Source organism: Sinomonas flava (genome assembly GCF_039531875.1).
Taxonomy (GTDB): Bacteria; Actinomycetota; Actinomycetes; order Actinomycetales; family Micrococcaceae; genus Sinomonas; species Sinomonas flava.
The window spans coordinates 138,081-157,603 of record NZ_BAAAQW010000010.1; the positions used below are offsets into that span (position 1 = coordinate 138,081).

Annotated in this window: 14 protein-coding genes; 8 read left to right on the forward strand and 6 right to left on the reverse strand. The window is 70.1% G+C overall.

The features are described from left to right. Nucleotides 1-35 precede the first annotated feature (35 nt). Nucleotides 36-701 (forward strand): 6-phospho-3-hexuloisomerase, encoded by a 666-nt coding sequence (gene hxlB, locus ABD298_RS15700; RefSeq protein WP_344300701.1) that lies wholly within the window; start codon nucleotides 36-38, stop codon nucleotides 699-701. Here hxlB and ABD298_RS15705 read toward each other — a convergent pair. The 4 genes from ABD298_RS15705 to ABD298_RS15720 all read right to left on the reverse strand — a co-directional run bounded on the left by ABD298_RS15705 (nucleotide 610) and on the right by ABD298_RS15720 (nucleotide 8,370). After that, on the reverse strand, nucleotides 610-1,968 hold the full coding sequence (locus tag ABD298_RS15705) for an MFS transporter (RefSeq protein ID WP_344300702.1): 1,359 nt from the start codon (nucleotides 1,966-1,968) through the stop codon (nucleotides 610-612). The two genes, hxlB and ABD298_RS15705, sit on opposite strands and share 92 nt — an antisense overlap. Nucleotides 1,969-2,076: 108 nt before the next feature. Next, nucleotides 2,077-2,856, reverse strand: a complete 780-nt coding sequence (locus tag ABD298_RS15710; RefSeq protein ID WP_344300703.1) for an N-carbamoylsarcosine amidohydrolase — start codon at nucleotides 2,854-2,856, stop codon at nucleotides 2,077-2,079. A 159-nt stretch (nucleotides 2,857-3,015) separates the two neighbouring features. Then, complete coding sequence (locus ABD298_RS15715; protein WP_344300704.1) at nucleotides 3,016-4,368, reverse strand: MFS transporter; 1,353 nt, start codon at nucleotides 4,366-4,368, stop codon at nucleotides 3,016-3,018. 135 nt (nucleotides 4,369-4,503) lie between these two features. Continuing rightward, nucleotides 4,504-8,370, reverse strand: a complete 3,867-nt coding sequence (locus tag ABD298_RS15720; RefSeq protein WP_344300705.1) for a hydantoinase B/oxoprolinase family protein — start codon at nucleotides 8,368-8,370, stop codon at nucleotides 4,504-4,506. A gap of 250 nt (nucleotides 8,371-8,620) precedes the next feature. On the opposite strand from ABD298_RS15720, the gene ABD298_RS15725 reads away from it, so the two are divergent. Beyond that, nucleotides 8,621-9,442, forward strand: a complete 822-nt coding sequence (locus ABD298_RS15725; protein ID WP_344300706.1) for an IclR family transcriptional regulator — start codon at nucleotides 8,621-8,623, stop codon at nucleotides 9,440-9,442. A 263-nt stretch (nucleotides 9,443-9,705) separates the two neighbouring features. On the opposite strand, the gene ABD298_RS15730 is transcribed toward ABD298_RS15725, so the two are convergent. Further along, a complete protein-coding gene (locus ABD298_RS15730) occupies nucleotides 9,706-10,374 on the reverse strand; it encodes a GntR family transcriptional regulator (protein WP_344300707.1) in 669 nt (222 codons plus the stop codon). Nucleotides 10,375-10,510: 136 nt separating this feature from the next. On the opposite strand from ABD298_RS15730, the gene glyA reads away from it, so the two are divergent. The 6 genes from glyA to purU are packed head-to-tail and all read left to right on the forward strand — an operon-like array spanning nucleotide 10,511 to nucleotide 17,948. Then, nucleotides 10,511-11,827, forward strand: a complete 1,317-nt coding sequence (gene glyA / locus ABD298_RS15735) for a serine hydroxymethyltransferase (RefSeq protein ID WP_344300709.1) — start codon at nucleotides 10,511-10,513, stop codon at nucleotides 11,825-11,827. Continuing rightward, a complete protein-coding gene (locus ABD298_RS15740) occupies nucleotides 11,827-13,044 on the forward strand; it encodes a sarcosine oxidase subunit beta family protein (protein WP_344300710.1) in 1,218 nt (405 codons plus the stop codon). The genes glyA and ABD298_RS15740 overlap by 1 nt, the downstream gene beginning before the upstream one ends. Before the next feature lie 37 nt (nucleotides 13,045-13,081). Then, a complete protein-coding gene (locus tag ABD298_RS15745) occupies nucleotides 13,082-13,408 on the forward strand; it encodes a sarcosine oxidase subunit delta (RefSeq protein ID WP_344300711.1) in 327 nt (108 codons plus the stop codon). Next, the gene (locus ABD298_RS15750; protein WP_425564460.1) at nucleotides 13,405-16,386 is read left to right on the forward strand and encodes a 2Fe-2S iron-sulfur cluster-binding protein; all 2,982 of its coding nucleotides are present in this window, start codon (nucleotides 13,405-13,407) and stop codon (nucleotides 16,384-16,386) included. Before ABD298_RS15745 ends, ABD298_RS15750 begins: the two co-directional genes overlap by 4 nt. Further along, nucleotides 16,379-17,077 (forward strand): sarcosine oxidase subunit gamma, encoded by a 699-nt coding sequence (locus tag ABD298_RS15755; RefSeq protein ID WP_344300712.1) that lies wholly within the window; start codon nucleotides 16,379-16,381, stop codon nucleotides 17,075-17,077. Before ABD298_RS15750 ends, ABD298_RS15755 begins: the two co-directional genes overlap by 8 nt. Nucleotides 17,078-17,081: 4 nt before the next feature. After that, complete coding sequence (gene purU / locus ABD298_RS15760) at nucleotides 17,082-17,948, forward strand: formyltetrahydrofolate deformylase (protein WP_344300713.1); 867 nt, start codon at nucleotides 17,082-17,084, stop codon at nucleotides 17,946-17,948. A 108-nt stretch (nucleotides 17,949-18,056) separates the two neighbouring features. Here the strand turns inward: purU and ABD298_RS15765 are convergent, their stop codons facing one another. Further along, a complete protein-coding gene (locus tag ABD298_RS15765) occupies nucleotides 18,057-19,490 on the reverse strand; it encodes a GntR family transcriptional regulator (RefSeq protein ID WP_344300714.1) in 1,434 nt (477 codons plus the stop codon). Nucleotides 19,491-19,523: the final 33 nt, after the last annotated feature.

Below are 19,523 nucleotides of genomic sequence, written 5' to 3' on the forward strand. Positions count from 1 at the left end.
GGAGGCATGCACGGGCCGACAGCAAAGGAGCGCGTATGAGCGTGCAGACGACCACACGGGCGCGGCCCGTCACCGCGGACGCCGTCCACCATAACTTGGGCCTCATCCACGGCGAGGTCCTCACCGCCGCGGGGGCCCTGCACCGCGGCGACATGGCCGACGTCGCGCGTCTTATCGGCGAGGCGCCCCGGGTCTTCCTCGCCGGGGCCGGGCGCTCGGGCCTCGTGCTCCGCATGGCGGCGATGCGCCTCATGCACCTCGGACTCGACGTCCACGTCGCGGGGGACACGACGACCCCGGCGATCCGCGAGGGGGACCTGCTCATCGCGGCCTCCGGCTCGGGCACCACGGCAGGGGTCGTGAAGGCCGCGAGCACCGCAGCTGCAGTCGGGGCCCGCATCGTCGCCTACACGACCGACCGCGACTCGCCGCTTGCCGCGCGGGCCGACGTCGTCGTCGTGATCCCCGCGGCGAGGAAGACCGACCACGGCGGCGCCGTCTCCCGCCAGTACTCGGTGACCCCCCCAAGACGACACGACGCCCTGCCGCGGAGCGGAGCGCCTGAAAGGCGTTCCGCTCCGCGGCAGGGCGTCCGTCGTGCTGTCCCGCTCAGGCGCGATCGTGGACCGGGGCATGGGGCGCCGTCACACGTCCGTCGAGCGGGCGGTGCGCCGTCTCGGGCAGCAGCCACGCCGCGATGAGCGCCCCGGCAGCGATCGCCGTGAGGTAGATGGCCGGCGCCATGGGGTTGCCCGTGGCGGCGATGAGCCAGGTCGCGACGAACGGCGCGGTCCCGCCGAACACGGCGTAGCTGACGTTGTACGTGATGGCTGACGCCGTGTACCGCACCTCGGTCGGGAAGACCTCCGAGACCAGGACGGCGGTCACGACGTTCGCTGTCACAGCGCCGACGGCGAGCAGTGCCTGTCCGCCGAGTGCCGCGCCGAAGGACCCGCCGGAGGCCAGCAGGTACGCCGGCACCGCGAGCGCGCCCAGCAGCAGGGACGAGGCGACCATGGTGGGCTTGCGTCCGATCCGGTCGCATACGCGGCCGAGGACCGGGGCGAGCGCGGCGGCGAACGCGAGGGCGATGACGTTGCTGAACAGCACGAGGTCCGCGGGCATCTTCACCACCTCGCGCAGGAACGTGGTCATGTACGTCGAGAACGTGTAGAAGCTCAGCGCGGTGAGGGCGATGTATCCGCCCAGGATGAGCATGGGCCGCCACTGGAGGGCGAACGTGCGGCGGAGCGGAGCGTGCTCCTTGCCCCGCTGTGCCTCGAGGGCCTCCTGGAACACCGGCGACTCGTCGAGGCGGCGCCGGATGTAGAACGCGACGACGCCGAGCGGCGCGGCGACGAGGAACGGGATGCGCCAGCCCCACTCGTTCATCGCTGCGGTGCCGAGTCCTGCCGTGAGCCCCCAGCACAGCAGCGCAGCGCCCGAGAACGAGCCGAACGTCGCCGCGGGCATCCAGGAGGAGTAGCGCGAGCGCTGGTCGGCGGGCGCGTGCTCGATCACGTACGCGACGGCGCCGGCGTACTCGCCACCGGCGGAGAGGCCCTGGACGCTGCGGGCGAGGGTCAACAGGAGGGGTGCGAGGACGCCGACGGCGCCGAACGTCGGGAGGAGGCCGATTGCCATGGTGGCGCCGGACATGAGGAGGACGGTCAGGGCGAGCACTCGCTTGCGGCCGATCCGGTCGCCGAGGACCCCGAACACGGCCCCGCCGATGGGCCGGAGCGCGAACGCGACCGCGAACACGGCGAAGGTCTGGAGCAGGCCGACGACATCGTCGCCTGCGGGGAAGAAGGCGTGGGCGAGCTGGGTCGCGAGGAAGCCGTACACGGCGAAGTCGAACCATTCGACGACGGTGCCCGCGGCTGCGGCGCCGGTGACCTTGCGGAGCACTGACTGGGGGACGGGGGCGGTCGCGCTGCCAGGGGTGGAGGGGACTGCGGGGTTCATGGAGGGGCTCCCGGGGAGGCTGGGGATCGTTCGGGGGCGTCTGGGGTGTCGACGCCAGAGTATGGCAGCGCCCGCTGTCGAAGAAGACAGCGGGCGCTGCGGGGCGACTCAGGCCGGGTCCGCGGGGGCCTCCACCTCGGGCTGGGGATCCGAGAGGGTCTTCGGGACGGTGTCCTCGAACTGCGGGAGCCCGTTCAGGTAGGCCACCACCGAGTCCGTGGACTCCACGTCACCGAACTTGTTGTCGATGTCGTAGAGGTTCCACTGCACGACGCCCGGGACACGGTCGCCGATGGTCTCCCTGGCGATGATCGGCCGGAAGCCCTTCGCGATCGCGTCCTCGACCGTGTGGCGCACGCACCCGGCCGCCGTCGCGCCGGTCACGATCAGCGTGTCGATGCGGTTGGAGGTCAGGAAGAGCTCGAGGTTGGTCCCCGGGAACGCCGAGGCGCGGTTCTTCTCGATCACGACCTCGCCTTCTGCGGGCGCGATGCGGTCGTCGATCTGGGCCCAGTAGGAGTCCGCCGGAAGGGTCTCCACGGGGATCTTCGAGTACCACAGACCCATGTCGTTCGTCCCGGAGGAGGCGTCGCGGTTGCGGTACACGTTGGTGGTGTAGAAGACCGGGACCCCCTTGGCGCGTGCGGCCTCGTTGATCCGCTGGACATTGGGGATGATCTCCTCCATGCCCGGGCAGCTGAACGGGTGGCCCGGACGGGTCCAGGCGTTCGCGAGGTCGATGTGGATGACGGCGGGGCGGTTGCCGTAGCCGATCCGACGCTTGAAGCCGCGCTCGTTGTAGATGTCTGTGCCGGCTTCGAAGGCCTCCTCCAGCACTGCTGCAAGGCGGGCTTCGATGTCCTGGTTCACTGCGACGTCCTGGCTCATGGTGTACTCCTTCATTTGCTGTGCTCAGTGGCCATTTGCTGTCTTAGCAACAACCGGAAACTGTGTGATGTGCATCTCGCGTGTTGCTGTATCACCAATCTATTTGCTCTTTCAGCAACGCACAAGGGGTGCGGAGGACTTTCTTCTCGCGGCCGGGGGCTAGTCCTGGCGGATGGTGCGGGGGTTGACGTTCCTCGCGGCGAGGATGAGCAGCCCGGAGGCGAAGATCGGCACGCAGCCGATCCAGAAGGCCGCGGTAGTCCAGCTCCAGCCAGCACCCAGGGCGAGCGTGACGAGGAAGCTGCTGATGATCGCCCCGACCTGCCCGCCGGCGTTGATGATCGAGCCGCCTGTGGCACGCGTCCGTACCGGGAAGCTCTCGCCGTTGAAGAACAGCAGGGCGGAGAACGGGCCGATGAGGAAGAACAGGCCGGCGCTGTAGAGCGCGACGACGATCCCGAAGTTCCCCGAGGGCGCGAGGAGCATGGCCGTGAACGACGCGCCGCACAGGACCCAGCCGAGGGCAATCGTGTTGCGCCGGCCGATCCTGTCGCCCAGCCAGCCGTGGAACACGTAGCCGGCGAACGCAGTGGCATTGGAGACGACGAGGATCACCAGGGCGTTCGTGAACGGGATGTCCTTGCCGTCCGGGGCGCTCAGGAGGGACGTGCCGAGGATCGCGAAGACGAGGACGCCGACCCAGTTGAGCAGGAAGGACAGGCCGATCACTACAGTCGAGCGCAGGGACTCGCCCCGGAACGCCTCTGCGAGGGGAGACCCTCCGCCCGTGTTCGCGTGCCGGTGCGCCTCGAACTGCGGGCTCTCCTTGAGCCAGCGTCCCGCGATGACGATGAAGATGGCCGGGAAGGCGGCGACGATGAAGCACAGCGCCCACCCGCCCACGGGGAACAGCAGGTAGATCGACGCCGCCGCGAGCACCGAGCCGATCGGCCAGCCGGACTGCACGAGGGAGTAGATCAGGCCGCGCCGCCGCGCCTTGGCCGGATCCGTGTAGGCATGCGCGAAGAGCTCGTTGAGGTACGCCGCGTTGACTGACTGCTCGGCGTAGCCGAGGCCGGCGGCCGAGCGCACGAGGATCAGGAGCACGACCCCGAGCCCGCCCACGACGCCGACGGCCCACCCTGCGACGGCCGTCAGGAGCGAGGCGATCGCGGCACCGATCACGGAGATCAGGATGCCCTTGCGGCGCCCGATCCGGTCCACGAGCGGGCCGACGGCGAACGCGACGAGGGCCGTCCCGGCCGTCACCCAGGTGTTGACCTCCGTGGACTGTGCGGGGGCCCAGCCGACCTCCGCCGCGAGGACGGGCAGCAGATTGCCGAACAGGACGAAGTCGTACACGGCGAACGTCCACGCGAAGAAGCAGATCCAGGTGGCGATGCGGACGTCGCGCGCGGTGAGCTCTCCTGCGGGGGGAGGCGCCGCCGTCGTGCGTGTGCGCGGTGACCCAGACGCCGTCGTCGGGTCGAGGGTGCTTTCCATCGGTTCCATGGGTACTCCTGGGGTAGGGCGGACGTGGTTGAGGGCATGGAAAGGGCGGCCGGGAGGGACGCTGTGCGTCCCCCCGGCCGCCCCAGTGAGTGGATTCAGTGCGTTACTGCTGGGTGTTGCCTTCCTGGAACGCGCTCAGGAAGCGGCATGGACCGTCGCCGCGGAGCGGCGCTGCGCCGTGCGTGCGGCGTCGACCGTCATCGTCGCGGCATCGATCACGACGCCGTAGTCGCGCTCGGCGAGCTCGAGCGTCGTGAAGCCGTCGAGGACGTCCGAGAGGACCTGCTCCGGGCTGCGCTTGAGCGGGTCGCCGTAGCCGCCGGAGCTCGGGACCGTGATCTCGAGCGAGTCCCCTGCGTGCAGCTGGCGGGCGGTGACCTTGGACGGCCAGCTCTCCTCGCCGGCGCGCCCCGGGTTCTTCGTCAGCGAGCCGTTGAGCCCGTCGTGGCCGCCGAAGACGCCCCACGGCTCGTCGGACTCGTGCCGCTCGCCCTCGCACGTGACCACCGTGTCGGTGAGGAACGTGTTCTCGCGGACGATCCCGATGCCGCCGCGGAACTCGCCCGCCGCGGCCGCGTCGCTGCGGAGCTCGTAGCGGTCCGTGCGCATCGGGAACCGCCACTCGAGCTCCTCGATGGGGTTGTTGCGGGTGTTCGCGATGAGGTTGTCCACGGAGTCCAGGCCGTCGCTGTCCGGGCGCCCTCCGTACGAGCCCTCGTTGACCTCGAGGTACACCCAGTACTCGCCCGCCTTCTCGCTCCATCCCGAGTAGGAGATGAAGTGGATGTGGGCCGAGTTGCCGGCCGTGACCTGCTGCGGCAGGACCGGGGACAGGGCGCGGAGGGCGAGGTCGACGGCGCGCTGCACCTGGGCGAAGCGCGCGAAGCACGCCGCCGGGTACGTCGGGTTGAAGATCGTGCCCTCGGGGGCGATGACCTTGACCGGCTTGAGCATGCCCTCGTTCTGCGGCACGAAGACCTTGTGGGCCACCTCGTCGAGGAAGATCATGCGCGTGATGAACGTGAACGCGGAGACCGTGGTGCCCTCGAATGGGCAGTTGTACGCGGTGGGCACCTGGGGGCTCGAGCCGGTGAGGTCGTAGGTGATCTCGTCGCCCTCGATGATGACCTTGACCTTGATCGGCAGCTTCTCGCCGTAGTTCTTGCCGTCGTCGTCGAGGTAGCCGACCTCCGTCTCGTACACGCCGTCCGGGACCTTGGCGATCTCGGCGCGGAGCATCTTCTCCGAGTAGTCGATCCAGCCCTGGCCCGCCTGCTCGATGGCCTCGCGGCCGTACCGGCGGGTGAGGTCGAGGAAGCGGCTCGTGGCGAGCTCGCACGCGGCGATCATGGCCTCGAGGTCGCCCGCGTTGTGGGTGGGCGTGCGGGTGTTGCCGAGGATGTGCTTCAGGAGCGACTCCTGCCGCACGCCCTTCTCCTGGATCTTGAGCGCGCGGAAGATCTGGCCCTCCGCCTTGTTGTCCACGATGTCGATCGCGAGCCCGGGGAACGCGCCGCCGATGTCGAGGAGCTGGCCCGATGCGCCGGCGAAGCCGATCCGCTCGCCCTCGTGGAAGATCGGCATGATGATCGCGACGTCGGGGGAGTGGGTCGCCCCGAGGTACGGATCATTGTGGAGGATGATGTCGCCCTCGTGGATGTCGTCGCCCAGGACGCTGATGACGCCGCGGACGATCTTGGGCATGGCGCCCATGAACATCGGCGTGGAGTCGGACTCCGCGAGCACGTGCCCCTCGGCGTCGAAGATGCCCGCGCCGAGGTCCTCGGACTCGCGGATGATCGACGAGTAGGACATGCGGAACAGGACCGAGGCCATCTCCTTGGCCATGGAGTTGAACGCGCCGCCGATCACGCGCATGAGGATGGGGGTCGCAAGCTCGCCGCCCTCCGCGTCGGCCGCGGCCTTCTTCGGGCAGTCGATGACGATGTTGCCGTGCGGATCGATCGCAGCCGAGAAGTGCGGCGGCACGACGACGGTCGAGTCGTACTGTTCGATGATGGCCGGCCCCTCGATGCGCACCCCCGCGCTCAGCTTGGAGCGGTCGTAGTACGGCGTGTCGAAGCCCACGGCCTTCCCGCCCTCGTCGAAGACCACCGACTGGCGGTCGACGATCGCGTCGGCGAGTGCCGTCGTCGTGCCCTCAGCCTTCGGTGCGGGCAGCTCGTCCATGGTGCCGATGCCCTCGACCCGGATGTTGACGATCTCGACGCCGCCGGTGGCAAAGCGGTGCCCGTACTCGGCCTCGTGCGCCTCGTGGAAGAGCTCGACCAGGCCCTCGAGCCACTCGGGCGTGACCTCGCCGTCGGGGACCTCGAAGCGGACCTCGTAGCCCTGGCCCTCGTACCGGCCGTCCGCGAGGCGGCGCAGCTTCTGCCGCTCGGCGGGGACGCCGTCGGCGGAGAGCTGGTGCTTGGCCTCGAGCGCGAGGGAGTCGAAGCGGGACTGGAGGCCGGCGGCGTCCGCGTCCGGCAGCGAGTAGCGCGCGGTCGCGACGAACTCGTATTTCTGGTCCGTGGCCAGCAGGCCCGTCGCGGCGATGATGCCTGGGTGGGCCGGGACGAGGACATGCGGGATGTCGAGCTCGGCCGCGATCTCGCATGCGAAGAGGGCCCCGGCCCCGCCGGCCGCAACGAGCGTGAAGTCGCGGGGGTCGTAGCCGCGGCGCACGGAGTTGAGCTCGATGGCCTGGCTCATGCCGAACTTCTGGATCTGGAGCGCTCCGAGGGCCGCCTCCTCGATGCTCATGCCGAGCCGGTCCGCGACCTTGGACATCGCGTCGCGGGCCAGGTCGACGTCGAGCTTCATGTCGCCGCCCGCGAGGCTGCGCCGCGCCCGGAGGCGGCCGAGGACGAGTTGCGCGTCCGTAGAGGTCGGCTCGGTGCCGCCATGGCCGTAGCACGCGGGGCCCGGGCGGGCGCCCGCGGACTGCGGGCCGACGCGGAAGATGCCGCCGTCGTCGACGAACGCGATCGAGCCGCCGCCGGCGCCGATGGTGTCGATGTCCACCATCGGCACCATCGCCTGGTAGTCGCCGACCTTGGTGTCGAGGAGGTGGCGCATGCGCAGGGTGCCCTGCGGCGCGACGCCGATGTCCGCCGAGGTGCCGCCGATGTCCAGTGTCACGACGTTCTCGAATCCCGCCTGCCGGCCAGCCCAGATGCCGCCGATGAGGCCGCCGACAGGTCCGGACATGAGGAGGTTGACGGGCTGCTTGGCGGCCTGGGAGATGGGTGTCATGCCGCCGGAGGACTGCATGAGCAGGACCTCGCGCTGGTAGCCGAGCGCCTTGACCTCGTTCGCGAGGCGGTCGAGGTACTTGGAGACTTTGGGGCCGACGTAGGCGTTGAGCGCGGTCGTGGAGAAGCGCTCGAACTCGCGGTAGAGCGGGACGACCTCGCTGGAGACGGACAGGTACGCCTCGGGGAACTCCTCCGCGACGATCTGCTTGATTGCCTGCTCATGCATCGGGTTGAGGTAGGAGTGGAGGAGGCACACTGCGATGGCCTCCACGCCGGCGTCCTTGAGCTGCCGCACACGCTCCCGCACCTCGGCCGGGTCGAGCGGGACGAGGATGTCGCCGTTCGGAACGGTGATCCGCTCCTTGACCGTGAGGCGGTTGCGGCGCTTCACGAGAGGATGCGACTGCCACGGGAGGTCCTGCTGGAGCGAGAAGTTGAAGGGCTTCTTGTGCCGGGCGATGTGGAGGATGTCGCGGAAGCCCTCGGTGGTGATCATGCCGACCTCGGCGCCGGTGTGCGTCAGGGCGATGTTCGTGGCCACCGTCGTGCCGTGGACGAGCTGGTCGATCTCGGCCAGGCTCGTGCCGGCCTTCGCGACGAGCCGGTTGAGGCCGTCGATCAACGCCCGCGAGGGGTCGTCGGGCGTGGAGGGGACCTTCTCAATGACGACAGCCCCGACTTCATCGTCGGAGAAGTAGAGGTCGGTGAATGTGCCGCCGACGTCAACGCCTATACGCTTCATGTGGCTTTCCTTTCGATGGTGCCGGTCGTGGGCTGATCGGCACGTAGCGGGTTGCTCACTCCACAAGGTATTTGCGCAGAGAGCAACGTAGGTTTCGGGCAGGTAAGACATTTCGCACCGTGAGGTGCATCACACATGATGTTGCTGTGAGACCAAAGTAGTTGCTGCCCTAGCATCGGACAAGAGTTGCGGCGAAGATGATCGTGGACTCTAAGATGGTTCAGCCGAGCCGACCGTTAGGAAGTGCATTGTGGTAGGACGCCCCCGCACGAGCGATGAGGCCCCCCAGGGGGCGGCTGCATCCCTGCTCAACGGCCTCGGCGTGCTCGAGGCCTTCTCGATCGAGAAGCCCATCCTCGGCGTCACCGAGATCGCGCAGCGCGTAGGGCTGCACAAGAGCACCGTCTCCCGGATCCTCGCCGGCCTCGCGGAGGCGGGATACGTCCAGCGTGACGAGGCCAGCGGCCGCTACCGCCTCGGGCTGGGACTCCTCGCGCTGTCCGGCCCCCTGCTCGCGGATCTAGACGTCCGCCGCGCCGCCCTGCCCTACCTCGAGGAACTCACCGAGCAGACGGGTGAGACCAGCGCGCTGGCGGTGTGGAACGGCGAGGAGGCGATCGTCGTCGAGCAGGTCCCCAGCCCCCACCAGGTCAAGCACACCGCGTCGATCGGTACGCGCTACAACAAGTTCGCCTCGTCCTCAGTCCAGGTGTTCCTCGCCGGGCTCACCCCGGACGCGGCGCGCGAGCTGCTCGCCTCGGGTGCCGTGGTGCTGCCCGGGGCGCACGACGCCGGGCCCCAGACTGCCGCCGCCCGGCGGGCGCTGGATGTGCTCACCAACGTGGCGGCGGATGGCGTCGCCGTGAACGACGGCGCCACGACGCCGGAGGAATTCGGCGTGTCCGCCCCCGTATGGGACTACCGGGGGCGCATGGTCGGCTGCGTGACGGCGTCCGCCCCGCGCTCGCGGGCCCGGGGCGAAGTTGCCGAGCGGCTGGCTGGGGCGGTCGTCGAGACTGCCGGGCGTGTGTCCGCCCGTCTCGGGTACGGGGCCAAGCGCGCCGAGGCCTGACTCCCGTCGGGCTTCCGCCCGCCGTGCCGCCCCCCGAAGCCGCGATGAGGGCCTCCGAGCGGGTGGGGGTCGGGTTCGTGAGAGGGGCGTCGGCCGACGTGGCAAGCGCCGTTGGCGTCGACAAGTCGTCGAAACGGCGACTTATGGATGGGAACGGCACTTCCAACGGCGCAGCCGAGGCCGGGCTGCGATGGCGGCATCGCGCGGGTGACGTCGGCGCCACAGGGGGTGACGTCGGCGCCACACGGGGTGACGTCGGCGGGTCAGAGGGCCTGGCGGATCGTGGTCTCGAAGCTCGTGACGTGCTCGAGGGCCATGCGTCCCGCGGCCTCCTCGTCACCGTCTGCGATCGCGCGCAGCAGATCGGCATGCTCCTTGACGTGCCCTGCCACCGAGGGCACCTTGTCCAGGACGAGGCACCAGATGCGCGTGGCGAGGTTGTCGTACCGGATGAGCGTGTCGGTGAGGTGCGGGTTGCCGGCGGCTTCGTAGATGAGACGGTGCACCGTGATGTCGTAGCGCATGAGCTCGCGCTGGTCGAGCGGCTCCGACAGCGACTCGATGCGGTCGGCAGTCTCGCGCAGCTTTGCGCGAATGGCCGGCGATGCGTCCCGGGCTGCGCGTCGGGCCGCGAGCGGCTCGAGCTGCTCGCGGATCTCGGAGACGTCGGCGAGCTCGGTGATGTCCACGATGGTCGCGAACGTGCCGCGGCGGGGGTAGGACACCACGAGGTGGTCCACCTCGAGCCGCTTGAGCGCCTCGCGTACCGGTGTCCGGCCGACCCCGAGCTCGGCGGCCAGGGCGGTGTCGTTGATGGGGTCGCCGGGCTTGATCTCGAGCATGATGAGCCGGTCCCGCACGGTCAGGTACGCCTGCTCGGCGAACGAGGCGGCGGACGCCCCGGCCGTCTCGGCATGGGCTGTGATGGTCACCTTTCGCCTCCTTCCGGGGTGCGCTTGACTCCCCTGTGATGTGAACCATAGTATCGATGCCAGAACTAATATATCAGTTGATGATTAGTTAGATATCAATTCCGGTATCAAGCAGACGACAGACCAAGGAGGCACCGTGGAGAACCTTCTCGACCTGCCGCTCGTCCAGGCCGACCCCGAGGTCGCGGCAGCCATCGCCGCTGAGCTCGGGCGCCAGCAGGGGACGCTCGAGATGATCGCGTCGGAGAACTTCGCCCCGACGGCCGTCATGGAGGCGCAGGGTTCGGTCCTGACCAACAAGTACGCCGAGGGCTACCCGGGCAAGCGCTACTACGGCGGCTGCGAGCACGTCGACGTGATCGAGCAGCTCGCGATCGACCGGGCCAAGGCCCTCTTCGGCGCGGAGTATGCGAACGTCCAGCCGCACTCGGGCGCCCAGGCGAACGCCGCCGCGATGCACGCGCTCATCCAGCCCGGAGACACGATCATGGGCCTCGACCTGGCGCACGGCGGCCACCTGACCCACGGGATGAAGATCAACTTCTCCGGCAAGCTCTACAAGGTGGTCCCGTACCAGGTCTCCGAGAAGGACCACCGGATCGACATGGCGGAGGTCGAGCGGCTCGCCGTCGAGCACCGGCCCCAGCTCATGATCGCGGGTTGGTCCGCCTACTCCCGCCAGCTCGACTTCGCCGAGTTCCGCCGCATCGCTGACAAGGTCGGGGCCTTCCTGCTCGTGGACATGAGCCACTTCGCGGGCCTCGTCGCCACCGGCCTCCACCCGAACCCCGTTCCGCACGCCCACGTCACCACGACGACGACCCACAAGACGCTCGGCGGCCCGCGCGGCGGGATCATCCTCACCAACGACGCCGCCCTCGCCAAGAAGGTCAACTCCGCGGTGTTCCCCGGCCAGCAGGGCGGCCCGCTCGAGCACGTGATCGCCGGCAAGGCCGTCGCCTTCAAGTTCGCCGCGACTGAGGAGTTCCGCGACCGCCAGCGCCGCACGCTCGAGGGCGCGCGCATCCTCGCCGACCGACTCACCCAGTCCGACCTCACGGAGGCGGGGATCGGCGTCGTGAACGGCGGCACCGACGTCCACCTCGTCCTCGTCGACCTGCGCCACTCGGAGCTCGACGGGCAGCAGGGCGAGGACCGCCTCCACCGGATCGGCATCACGGTCAACCGCAACGCCGTCCCGTTCGACCCGCGCCCGCCGATGGTGTCCTCCGGCCTGCGGATCGGCACGCCCGCCCTGGCCACCCGCGGCTTCGGCGCCGCCGAGTTCACCGAGGTCGCCGACATCATCGCCGACGCCCTCAAGCCCGAGTTCGACGACGAGCTGGCCGCAGCGCTGCGGTCCCGCGTCGCCGTCCTTGCCGACAAGCACCCCCTCTACCCGCACCTGACCCCGGCCGAGTCCGGGGCCGCAACCGAGAACGGAGCCCAGTGATGGCGGACCTCCTGCCCGAACACCCGGACTTCCTCTGGAGGAACCCGGACCCGAAGCCCTCCTACGACGCCGTGATCGTCGGCGGCGGCGGCCACGGCCTCGCCACCGCGTACTACCTCGCGGCCCACCACGGCATGACCAACATCGCCGTGCTCGAGCGGGGCTGGCTCGCCGGCGGCAACATGGCCCGCAACACCACGATCATCCGCTCGAACTACCTGTGGGACGAGTCCGCGGCGATCTACGAGCACTCCCTCAAGCTGTGGGAGGCCCTGCCCGAGGAGCTCGAGTACGACTTCCTCTTCAGCCAGCGCGGCGTCATGAACCTCGCCCACACGCTCCAGGACGTGCGCGAGTCCGTCCGCCGCGTCGGCGCGAACAAGCTCAACGGCGTCGACGCCGAGTGGCTCGACGCCGACCAGGTCAAGGAACTCTGCCCGATCATCAACACCAGCGAGGACATCCGCTACCCGGTCCTCGGCGCGACCTACCAGCCGCGCGCGGGCATCGCCAAGCACGACCACGTCGCGTGGGCCTTCGCCCGCAAGGCGGACGAGCTCGGCGTCGACATCATCCAGAACTGCGAGGTCACCGGCTTCGTCAAGGACGGCAACCGTGTGGTCGGCGTCCAGACGAACCGCGGCACGATCGCCACGGGCAAGGTCGCGCTCTGCGCCGCCGGCCACTCCTCGGTCCTGGCCAAGCTCGCCGGCTTCGACCTGCCCATCCAGTCGCACCCGCTCCAGGCGCTCGTCTCCGAGCTCCACCACAAGGTGCACCCGACGGTGGTCATGTCGAACCACGTCCACGTGTACGTCTCCCAGGCGCACAAGGGCGAGCTCGTCATGGGCGCCGGCATCGACTCGTACAACGGCTACGGCCAGCGCGGCGCGTTCCACGTCATCGAGGAGCAGATGGCCGCCGCGGTCGAGCTCTTCCCGATCTTCGCCCGCGCACACCTGCTGCGCACCTGGGGCGGCATCGTGGACGTCACGCTCGACGCGTCCCCGATCGTGGGCAAGGCCCCGGTTGAGGGCATGTACGTCAACTGCGGCTGGGGGACGGGCGGCTTCAAGGGCACCCCGGGCGCTGGCTGGACCATGGCCCACACGATCGCGACCGACGAGCCGCACGCCCTCAACGCGCCGTTCGCCCTCGAGCGCTTCGAGACCGGCGCCCTCATCGACGAGCACGGCGCCGCCGCCGTGGCCCACTGAGCCCCAGGCTCAGACAGACACAGAAAGGAGCACGAGCATGCTGCTCATCACCTGCCCCAACTGCGGGCCGCGCGACGAGACCGAGTTCCACTACGGCGGCCAGGCCCACGTGGCCTACCCCGAGAACCCCGCCGAGCTGACCGACGCCGAGTGGTCCCGCTACCTCTTCTACCGTGAGAACCCGAAGGGCGCCTTCGCGGAGCGCTGGGTCCACACCGGCGGCTGCCGCAAGTGGTTCAACGCCATCCGTGACACCGTCACCTACGAGTTCAAGAGCATCTACACCGGCGCCGCGCCAGCGGCAGCCACCGCAGCACCTGCGCAGACCGGCGCATCCGCGACCACGAATGGAGGCCAGAAGTGACCAGCCAGAGCCACCGTCTCCCCGCCGAGAAGTCCGCCGGACGGCGGTTCGGAACAGAGCGGATCGACCGCGACGCCGTCGTGCGCTTCACGGTCGACGGGACCGAGTACACGGGCTTCGCCGGCGACACGGTCGCCTCGGCCCTCCTCGCCAACGGCGTCGTCGAGACCGGCCCGTCCATGTACCTGGGCCGCCCGCGCGGCATCCTCGCCGCAGGCGTCGAGGAGCCCAACGGCCTGCTCACCGTCAAGGACCGCGGCGCCGGCGGCGTCGACGAGACGATGCTCCCGGCCACCATTGTCGAGCTCACCGAAGGGCTCGAGGCCACGTACCTCTCGGGCCTGGGCACCCTCGACCCGCGCACCGACGAGGCCGTCTACGACAAGAAGCACGTCCACACCGACGTCCTCGTCGTCGGCGGCGGCCCCGCCGGCCTCGCCGCGGCCCGTGAGGCCGCGTCCACCGGCGCCCGCGTCATCCTCATCGACGACCAGCCCGAGCTGGGCGGCTCGCTGCTCTCCTCTCCCGGCGAGACGGTCGACGGCGTCCCCGCACCCGAGTGGATCGCGGCCGCTGCCGCCGAGCTCGCCGCCGGGGACGAGGTCACCGTGCTGACCCGCACCAACGCGTTCGGCTCCTACGACTCGAACTACATCGTGGCCCTCGAGTCGCGCACCGACCACCTCGGCGCCGAGAAGGCCCGCGAGCTCAGCGCCCAGGGCGTCTCCCGCCAGAGGCTGTGGCACATCCGCGCCGCCCAGGTCGTCCTCGCGACCGGCGCGCACGAGCGTCCGGTCGTCTTCGCGGACAACGACCGCCCGGGCATCATGCTCGCCTCCGCCGCCCGCACCTACCTCAACCGGTACGGTGTGCGCCCGGGCTCGTCCGCGGTCGTCTTCACGACCAACGACTCCGCCTACGCGACCGCCAGCGACCTGGCCGCCGCAGGCGTCCCGGTCGCAGCCGTCGTCGACGCCCGCGCCGAGAAGACCGAGGCGGCCCTTGCCGCCGAGGCCGCTGGCCTGCGCGTCATCGCCGGCTCCGTGGTGAGCGGCACCGAGGGCTCGGCCGAGAGCGGCCGGGTGAGCGCCGTCGTCGTGCGCGGCGTGACGTCCGAAGACGACGGAACGGTGTCCCTGACCGGCGACGCCGAGCGCATCGAGGCGGACCTCCTGGCCGTCTCGGGCGGCTGGAGCCCGGTCGTGCACCTGTTCAGCCAGCGCCAGGGCAAGCTGCGCTGGGACGAGGACCTCGCCGGGTTTGTGCCGGCCGGCACCGTCACCGGCCAGCAGATCGTCGGCTCGGCCCGGGGCTCGTACCTGACCTCCGACGTGGTCTCCGAGGGCGCGCACGCGGGCGCGGTGGCCGCGTTCAACGCGGGCTTCGTGACCGAGGCCGGCGAGCACGCCACGGCGGTCTCGTCCCGCCCCGCCGTCGCCTCCGCCCCGACCCGCCAGGTCTGGCTCGTCCCGGGCGAGACCGGCGAGCCCGCGGACTGGAACACCCACTTCGTGGACCTCCAGCGCGACCAGACCGTCCACGACGTCCTCCGCGCCACCGGCGCCGGCATGCGCTCTGTCGAGCACGTCAAGCGCTACACCTCGATCTCGACCGCCAACGACCAGGGCAAGACCTCGGGCGTGAACGCGATCGGCGTCATCGCGGCGGCGCTCAAGGGTGAAGGCGCCGCCCCCGGCATCGGCGAGATCGGCACGACGACGTTCCGCGCCCCGTACGCGCCCGTCGCCTTCGCTGCGATGGCCGGCCGGAAGCGCGGGGAGCTGTTCGACCCCGAGCGGATCACCTCGATCCACCCGTGGCACGTGGCCCACGGCGCCAAGTTCGAGTTCGTCGGCCAGTGGCTTCGCCCGTGGTACTTCCCGCAGGGCGAGGAGACCATGGACGAGGCCGTGCTGCGCGAGTGTGCCGCGGTGCGCGAGTCCGTGGGCTTCATGGACGCCACTACGCTCGGCAAGATCGAGATCTGGGGCGCGGACTCGGGCGAGTTCCTCAACCGCATCTACACCAACGCGTTCAAGAAGCTCGCCCCCGGCATGGGTCGCTACGGCGTCATGTGCGGCCCGGACGGCATGATCTTCGACGACGGGGTGACCCTGCGCCTGGACCAGGACCGCTACTTCATGACCACCACGACCGGCGGCGCCGCGAAGGTCCTCGACTGGCTCGAGGAGTGGCACCAGACCGAGTGGCCCGAGCTCGACGTGAACTTCACGTCCGTGACCGAGCAGTGGACCACGGTCGCCGTCGTGGGCCCGAAGTCCCGCGCGGTCATCGCGAAGGTGGCCCCGGAGCTCGACGTCGACAACGACGCGTTCCCGTTCATGGCCTGGCGCGAGACCACCCTCGCCTCCGGCATCCCCGCCCGCGTGTGCCGCATCTCGTTCTCCGGCGAGCTCGCCTTCGAGATCAACGTGGCCGCCTGGTACGGGCTGCAGGTGTGGGAGGACGTGGCCGAGGCTGGCGCGGAGTTCAACATCACCCCGTACGGCACCGAGACCATGCACGTGCTGCGCGCGGAGAAGGGCTACCCGATCGTCGGCCAGGACACCGACGGCACCGTGACCCCGCAGGACGCGGGCATGGAGTGGATCGTGTCCAAGGCCAAGGACTTCGTGGGCAAGCGCTCCTACTCCCGCCTCGACACCGCCCGCACCGACCGCAAGCACATGGTCTCGCTGCTCCCCGTGGACCCGTCCTTCCGCCTCCCGGAGGGCACGCAGGTGATCGAGCAGGGGATCTCCACGAACCCCGCGTATGGGCCCGTGCCGATGCAGGGCCACGTCACGTCGAGCTACCACTCGGCGGCGCTCGGGCGCTCGTTCGCGCTCGCGCTCATCAAGAACGGCCGCAACCGGATCGGCGAGACCCTCACCGCCGTCGCCGGCGACCGGCTCGTGGATGTCCTGGTCGGTGAGACCGTCCTCTTTGACCCCGAAGGGAAGCGCCGTGATGGCTGAGACGATTGAAGTGACTGCACCTGCTCCCACCGCCCTCCGCGGAGACGCCGCGGCCCTGCGCCGCAGCCCCGCCGCCCAACTGGCGGACGCCTTCGCGGCGGCGACGGTTCAGGGCGAGCGCGGCGTGGCCGTGCGCGAGATCCCGTTCCTGACCCAGCTCGGCGTCCGCGCCGTCCCCGGGTCTGCCGGCGCCGCGGCCGTCGAGTCCGCTCTCGGCGCGTCCCTGCCCTCGGGCCACGGACGCACGACGACGGGCGGCGGCTACACCCTCCTGTGGGTTGGACCGGACGAGTTCCTCGCGGTAGCGGACGAAACGCCGACCTCCGCCGTCGAGGACCGCGGACCCGCCGAGGCCGCCCGGGTGGGCGATGCGCTGGGCGAGGCCGGCACGCGGGCCGCGGGCGCTGTCGTCGACCTCTCGGCGAACCGCACCACGTTCGAGCTCAGCGGCCCGAGCGCGCTCGCGGTGCTCGAGAAGGGCATCTCCTACGACCTGCACCCGCGCCGCTTCGAGGTGGGCACGGCCATCGCGACGGTCCTGGACCACGTGCCGGTGCTCCTGTGGAAGACCGGCGAGGACACCTACCGGGTGCTGCCGCGGGCCTCGTTCGCGGACCACGTGGGCCGGTGGCTCGTGGACGCGATGCGCGAGTTCGCGGTCAGCGGCGCCGCGGCAGCGGGCGTACGGTGAAAGCATGACTACCGAATACGTCCTGACGCTGGACTGTGCCGAGGGGCCGGGGATCGTGTACGCGGTCTCCGGGTTCCTGGCCGAACGCGGGTGCGACATCATCGACATCAAGCAGTTCGGCGACCGCCGCGGAGGCCACTTCTACATGCGGGTGCACTTCGAGGCCCCGGGTGACGAGCAGGGGAGTGCCGACGCCGCCGACCGCCTCCGGGAGGAGTTCGCGCCGGTCTCCTCGAAGTTCGGCATGGAGTGGACGCTGCGGCCGGCGGGGGAGAAGACCCGCGTGCTGCTCATGGTCTCCAAGTTCGGGCACTGCCTGAACGACCTCCTGTTCCGGGCCCGGATCGGGGAGCTGCCCGTGGAGATCGTGGCCGTCGTGTCGAACCACGAGGACCACCGCGGCCTGGTCGAGTGGCACGGCATCCCGTACCACCACATCCCCGTCACGAAGGAGAACAAGCCCGAGGCCGAGGCGAAGCTCCTGACGCTCGTGGACGGGTATGGGGTGGAGCTCGTGGTCCTGGCCCGCTACATGCAGGTCCTGTCCGACCAGCTCGCGACGAAGATGTCCGGTCGGGTGATCAACATCCACCACTCGTTCCTGCCGTCCTTCAAGGGCGCCAAGCCCTACCACCAGGCGTGGGAGCGGGGAGTCAAGACGGTCGGCGCCACGGCGCACTACGTCAACGCCGAGCTCGACGAGGGCCCGATCATCGCCCAGCAGGTCATCGAGGTGGACCACACCCACTCGCCCGAGGACCTCGTGGCCGTGGGCCGCGACGCCGAGTGCAAGGCGCTCTCCAACGCTGTGCGCTGGCACTGCGAGGGACGCGTGATCCTCAACGGCAACCGCACGGTGGTGCTCCGCTAGGGCCCCGCCCTTCCAGGGGTCACCTTCTGGGGGTCACCTCCTGATGGTCTTTGTCACGACATTGGCCATCAGGAGGTGACCCCCAGACGCGCATAAGGGGGCGTCGGGTCATTCCGCGGCGGCCACGTGCAGTCGCCAGGGGACGGCGGGGAGTGCCACGCTCCGTGCCACCCCGCCGTCCGGGGAGAAGATGTCGCCGACGAGGCTGCCCGAGTTGGCGGCGATGACCACGTCCATCTGGTCCACAATGCATGAGCCGGCCGGAAGCGTTTCGAGGAAGGGCGCGAACTGCTCCTGGATCCGTGAGACAAGGACGTCGGCCGCCGCCACGCCCACCGACCGGCCGTCCTTCACCACCCGCTTGCTGAACGTGACGAGGTACGCGTTGGAGCCGAGCGCGTCCACGTATGAGTAGCTCGCCTGCACACTGCCCTTCTCATCCTTGGGCCACCACGGGGAACTCGTGTAGTCGTAGTACTGGAGGTCCATCTCCAGGCGCTCGGGCGACGGCCGCCCCACCGGCACGTACGACCACACGATGCCCGTGTCCCCGAAGTAGGCCGTGTCGGCGAGGAACCCGACCCCGTAGAGCACCGGACGGGCGGCGGACAGGGAGCCCAGCGTCACGCCGTAGACGGCCTCGAGGGCGGCGAGTCCCCTGTCCGGCGCGGCGTCGAGGGCCGTCAGGACGGCCTCGTCGACAGCGCGGATCGCAGCGACGGCGCGCTTCTCGATCTCGACGGCCAGGGACTCGATGCCGGCGACCGCCTCGGACTCGGCGCTCCCGCCACGGCGCTGGCGCGCGGCCATCGGTGCCGAACCGTCCATGGACATGCGCAGGTCGATGAGGGCGTTCATCTCGTGCCGGACGTGCTCTTCCGCGCGCACGCGTGCCTCGGCGGGCTGGCCGAGCCGGATCGCCTCGACGATGGCAGCGTGTTCCTCGGCCGCCCGGCGTCCGTTTCCCGCGGCGCTCGTCCAGATGAGCGGCCCGACCTCCGCATGGAGCGCCATCTCCTGGCGCGTGAGGCGCACGGAGCGTGACGCTGCCGCCAATTCGAGGTGGAACCTGCTGTCCGCCCTGGCCATGCCGGCGGGCTCGGGGGCCGATTCCACCATGGCGCCGAGCGAGGCCAGACGCGCCACCGAGATCTGCTGCGGCCTCGCCGCTGCTGCTGCAGCCGCCGAACCGGCCAGGACGGCGCGGTACTCGCGGATGTCGCGCAGGTCGTCCAGCGTGTAGGCGGCGAGCGTTTCCCGCCGCACCCGGGCGAGCTCGCCGGTGTTCGCCTTGACGAAGCTCCCACCGCCGCGCCCGCGGCGGGTCTCCACGAGGCCCAGATGGCGCAGTTCGGCAAGCGCGGTCCGCAGCGTCTGCGTCGAGACGCGCATCATCGCGGCCAGGTCGGTCTCGCTGGGCAGCTGGGTCCCGTCTTCGAGGACCCCCAGCTCGATGGCGTGGCGGATCCGGCGCCCGATCTCCTCGCCGCGCTCCCCGGTCTCCAAAGGGGCGAACGCGAGCTGTTCCCTCCAGCTGGTCATGATCCCATCCTCCTCCCGCGGATGTTTTCAGTA

Excerpts from the sequence above, each read along its gene's own strand:
- ABD298_RS15765 (WP_344300714.1), bottom strand. The coding sequence starts at position 19,490 with ATGACCAGCTGGAGGGAACAGCTCGCGTTCGCCCCTTTGGAGACCGGG.
- ABD298_RS15715 (WP_344300704.1), bottom strand. The coding sequence starts at position 4,368 with ATGGAACCGATGGAAAGCACCCTCGACCCGACGACGGCGTCTGGGTCA.
- ABD298_RS15745 (WP_344300711.1), top strand. The coding sequence starts at position 13,082 with ATGCTGCTCATCACCTGCCCCAACTGCGGGCCGCGCGACGAGACCGAG.
- hxlB (WP_344300701.1), top strand. The coding sequence starts at position 36 with ATGAGCGTGCAGACGACCACACGGGCGCGGCCCGTCACCGCGGACGCC.
- ABD298_RS15705 (WP_344300702.1), bottom strand. The coding sequence starts at position 1,968 with ATGAACCCCGCAGTCCCCTCCACCCCTGGCAGCGCGACCGCCCCCGTC.
- ABD298_RS15740 (WP_344300710.1), top strand. The coding sequence starts at position 11,827 with ATGGCGGACCTCCTGCCCGAACACCCGGACTTCCTCTGGAGGAACCCG.
- ABD298_RS15710 (WP_344300703.1), bottom strand. The coding sequence starts at position 2,856 with ATGAGCCAGGACGTCGCAGTGAACCAGGACATCGAAGCCCGCCTTGCA.
- ABD298_RS15755 (WP_344300712.1), top strand. The coding sequence starts at position 16,379 with ATGGCTGAGACGATTGAAGTGACTGCACCTGCTCCCACCGCCCTCCGC.
- purU (WP_344300713.1), top strand. The coding sequence starts at position 17,082 with ATGACTACCGAATACGTCCTGACGCTGGACTGTGCCGAGGGGCCGGGG.
- ABD298_RS15720 (WP_344300705.1), bottom strand. The coding sequence starts at position 8,370 with ATGAAGCGTATAGGCGTTGACGTCGGCGGCACATTCACCGACCTCTAC.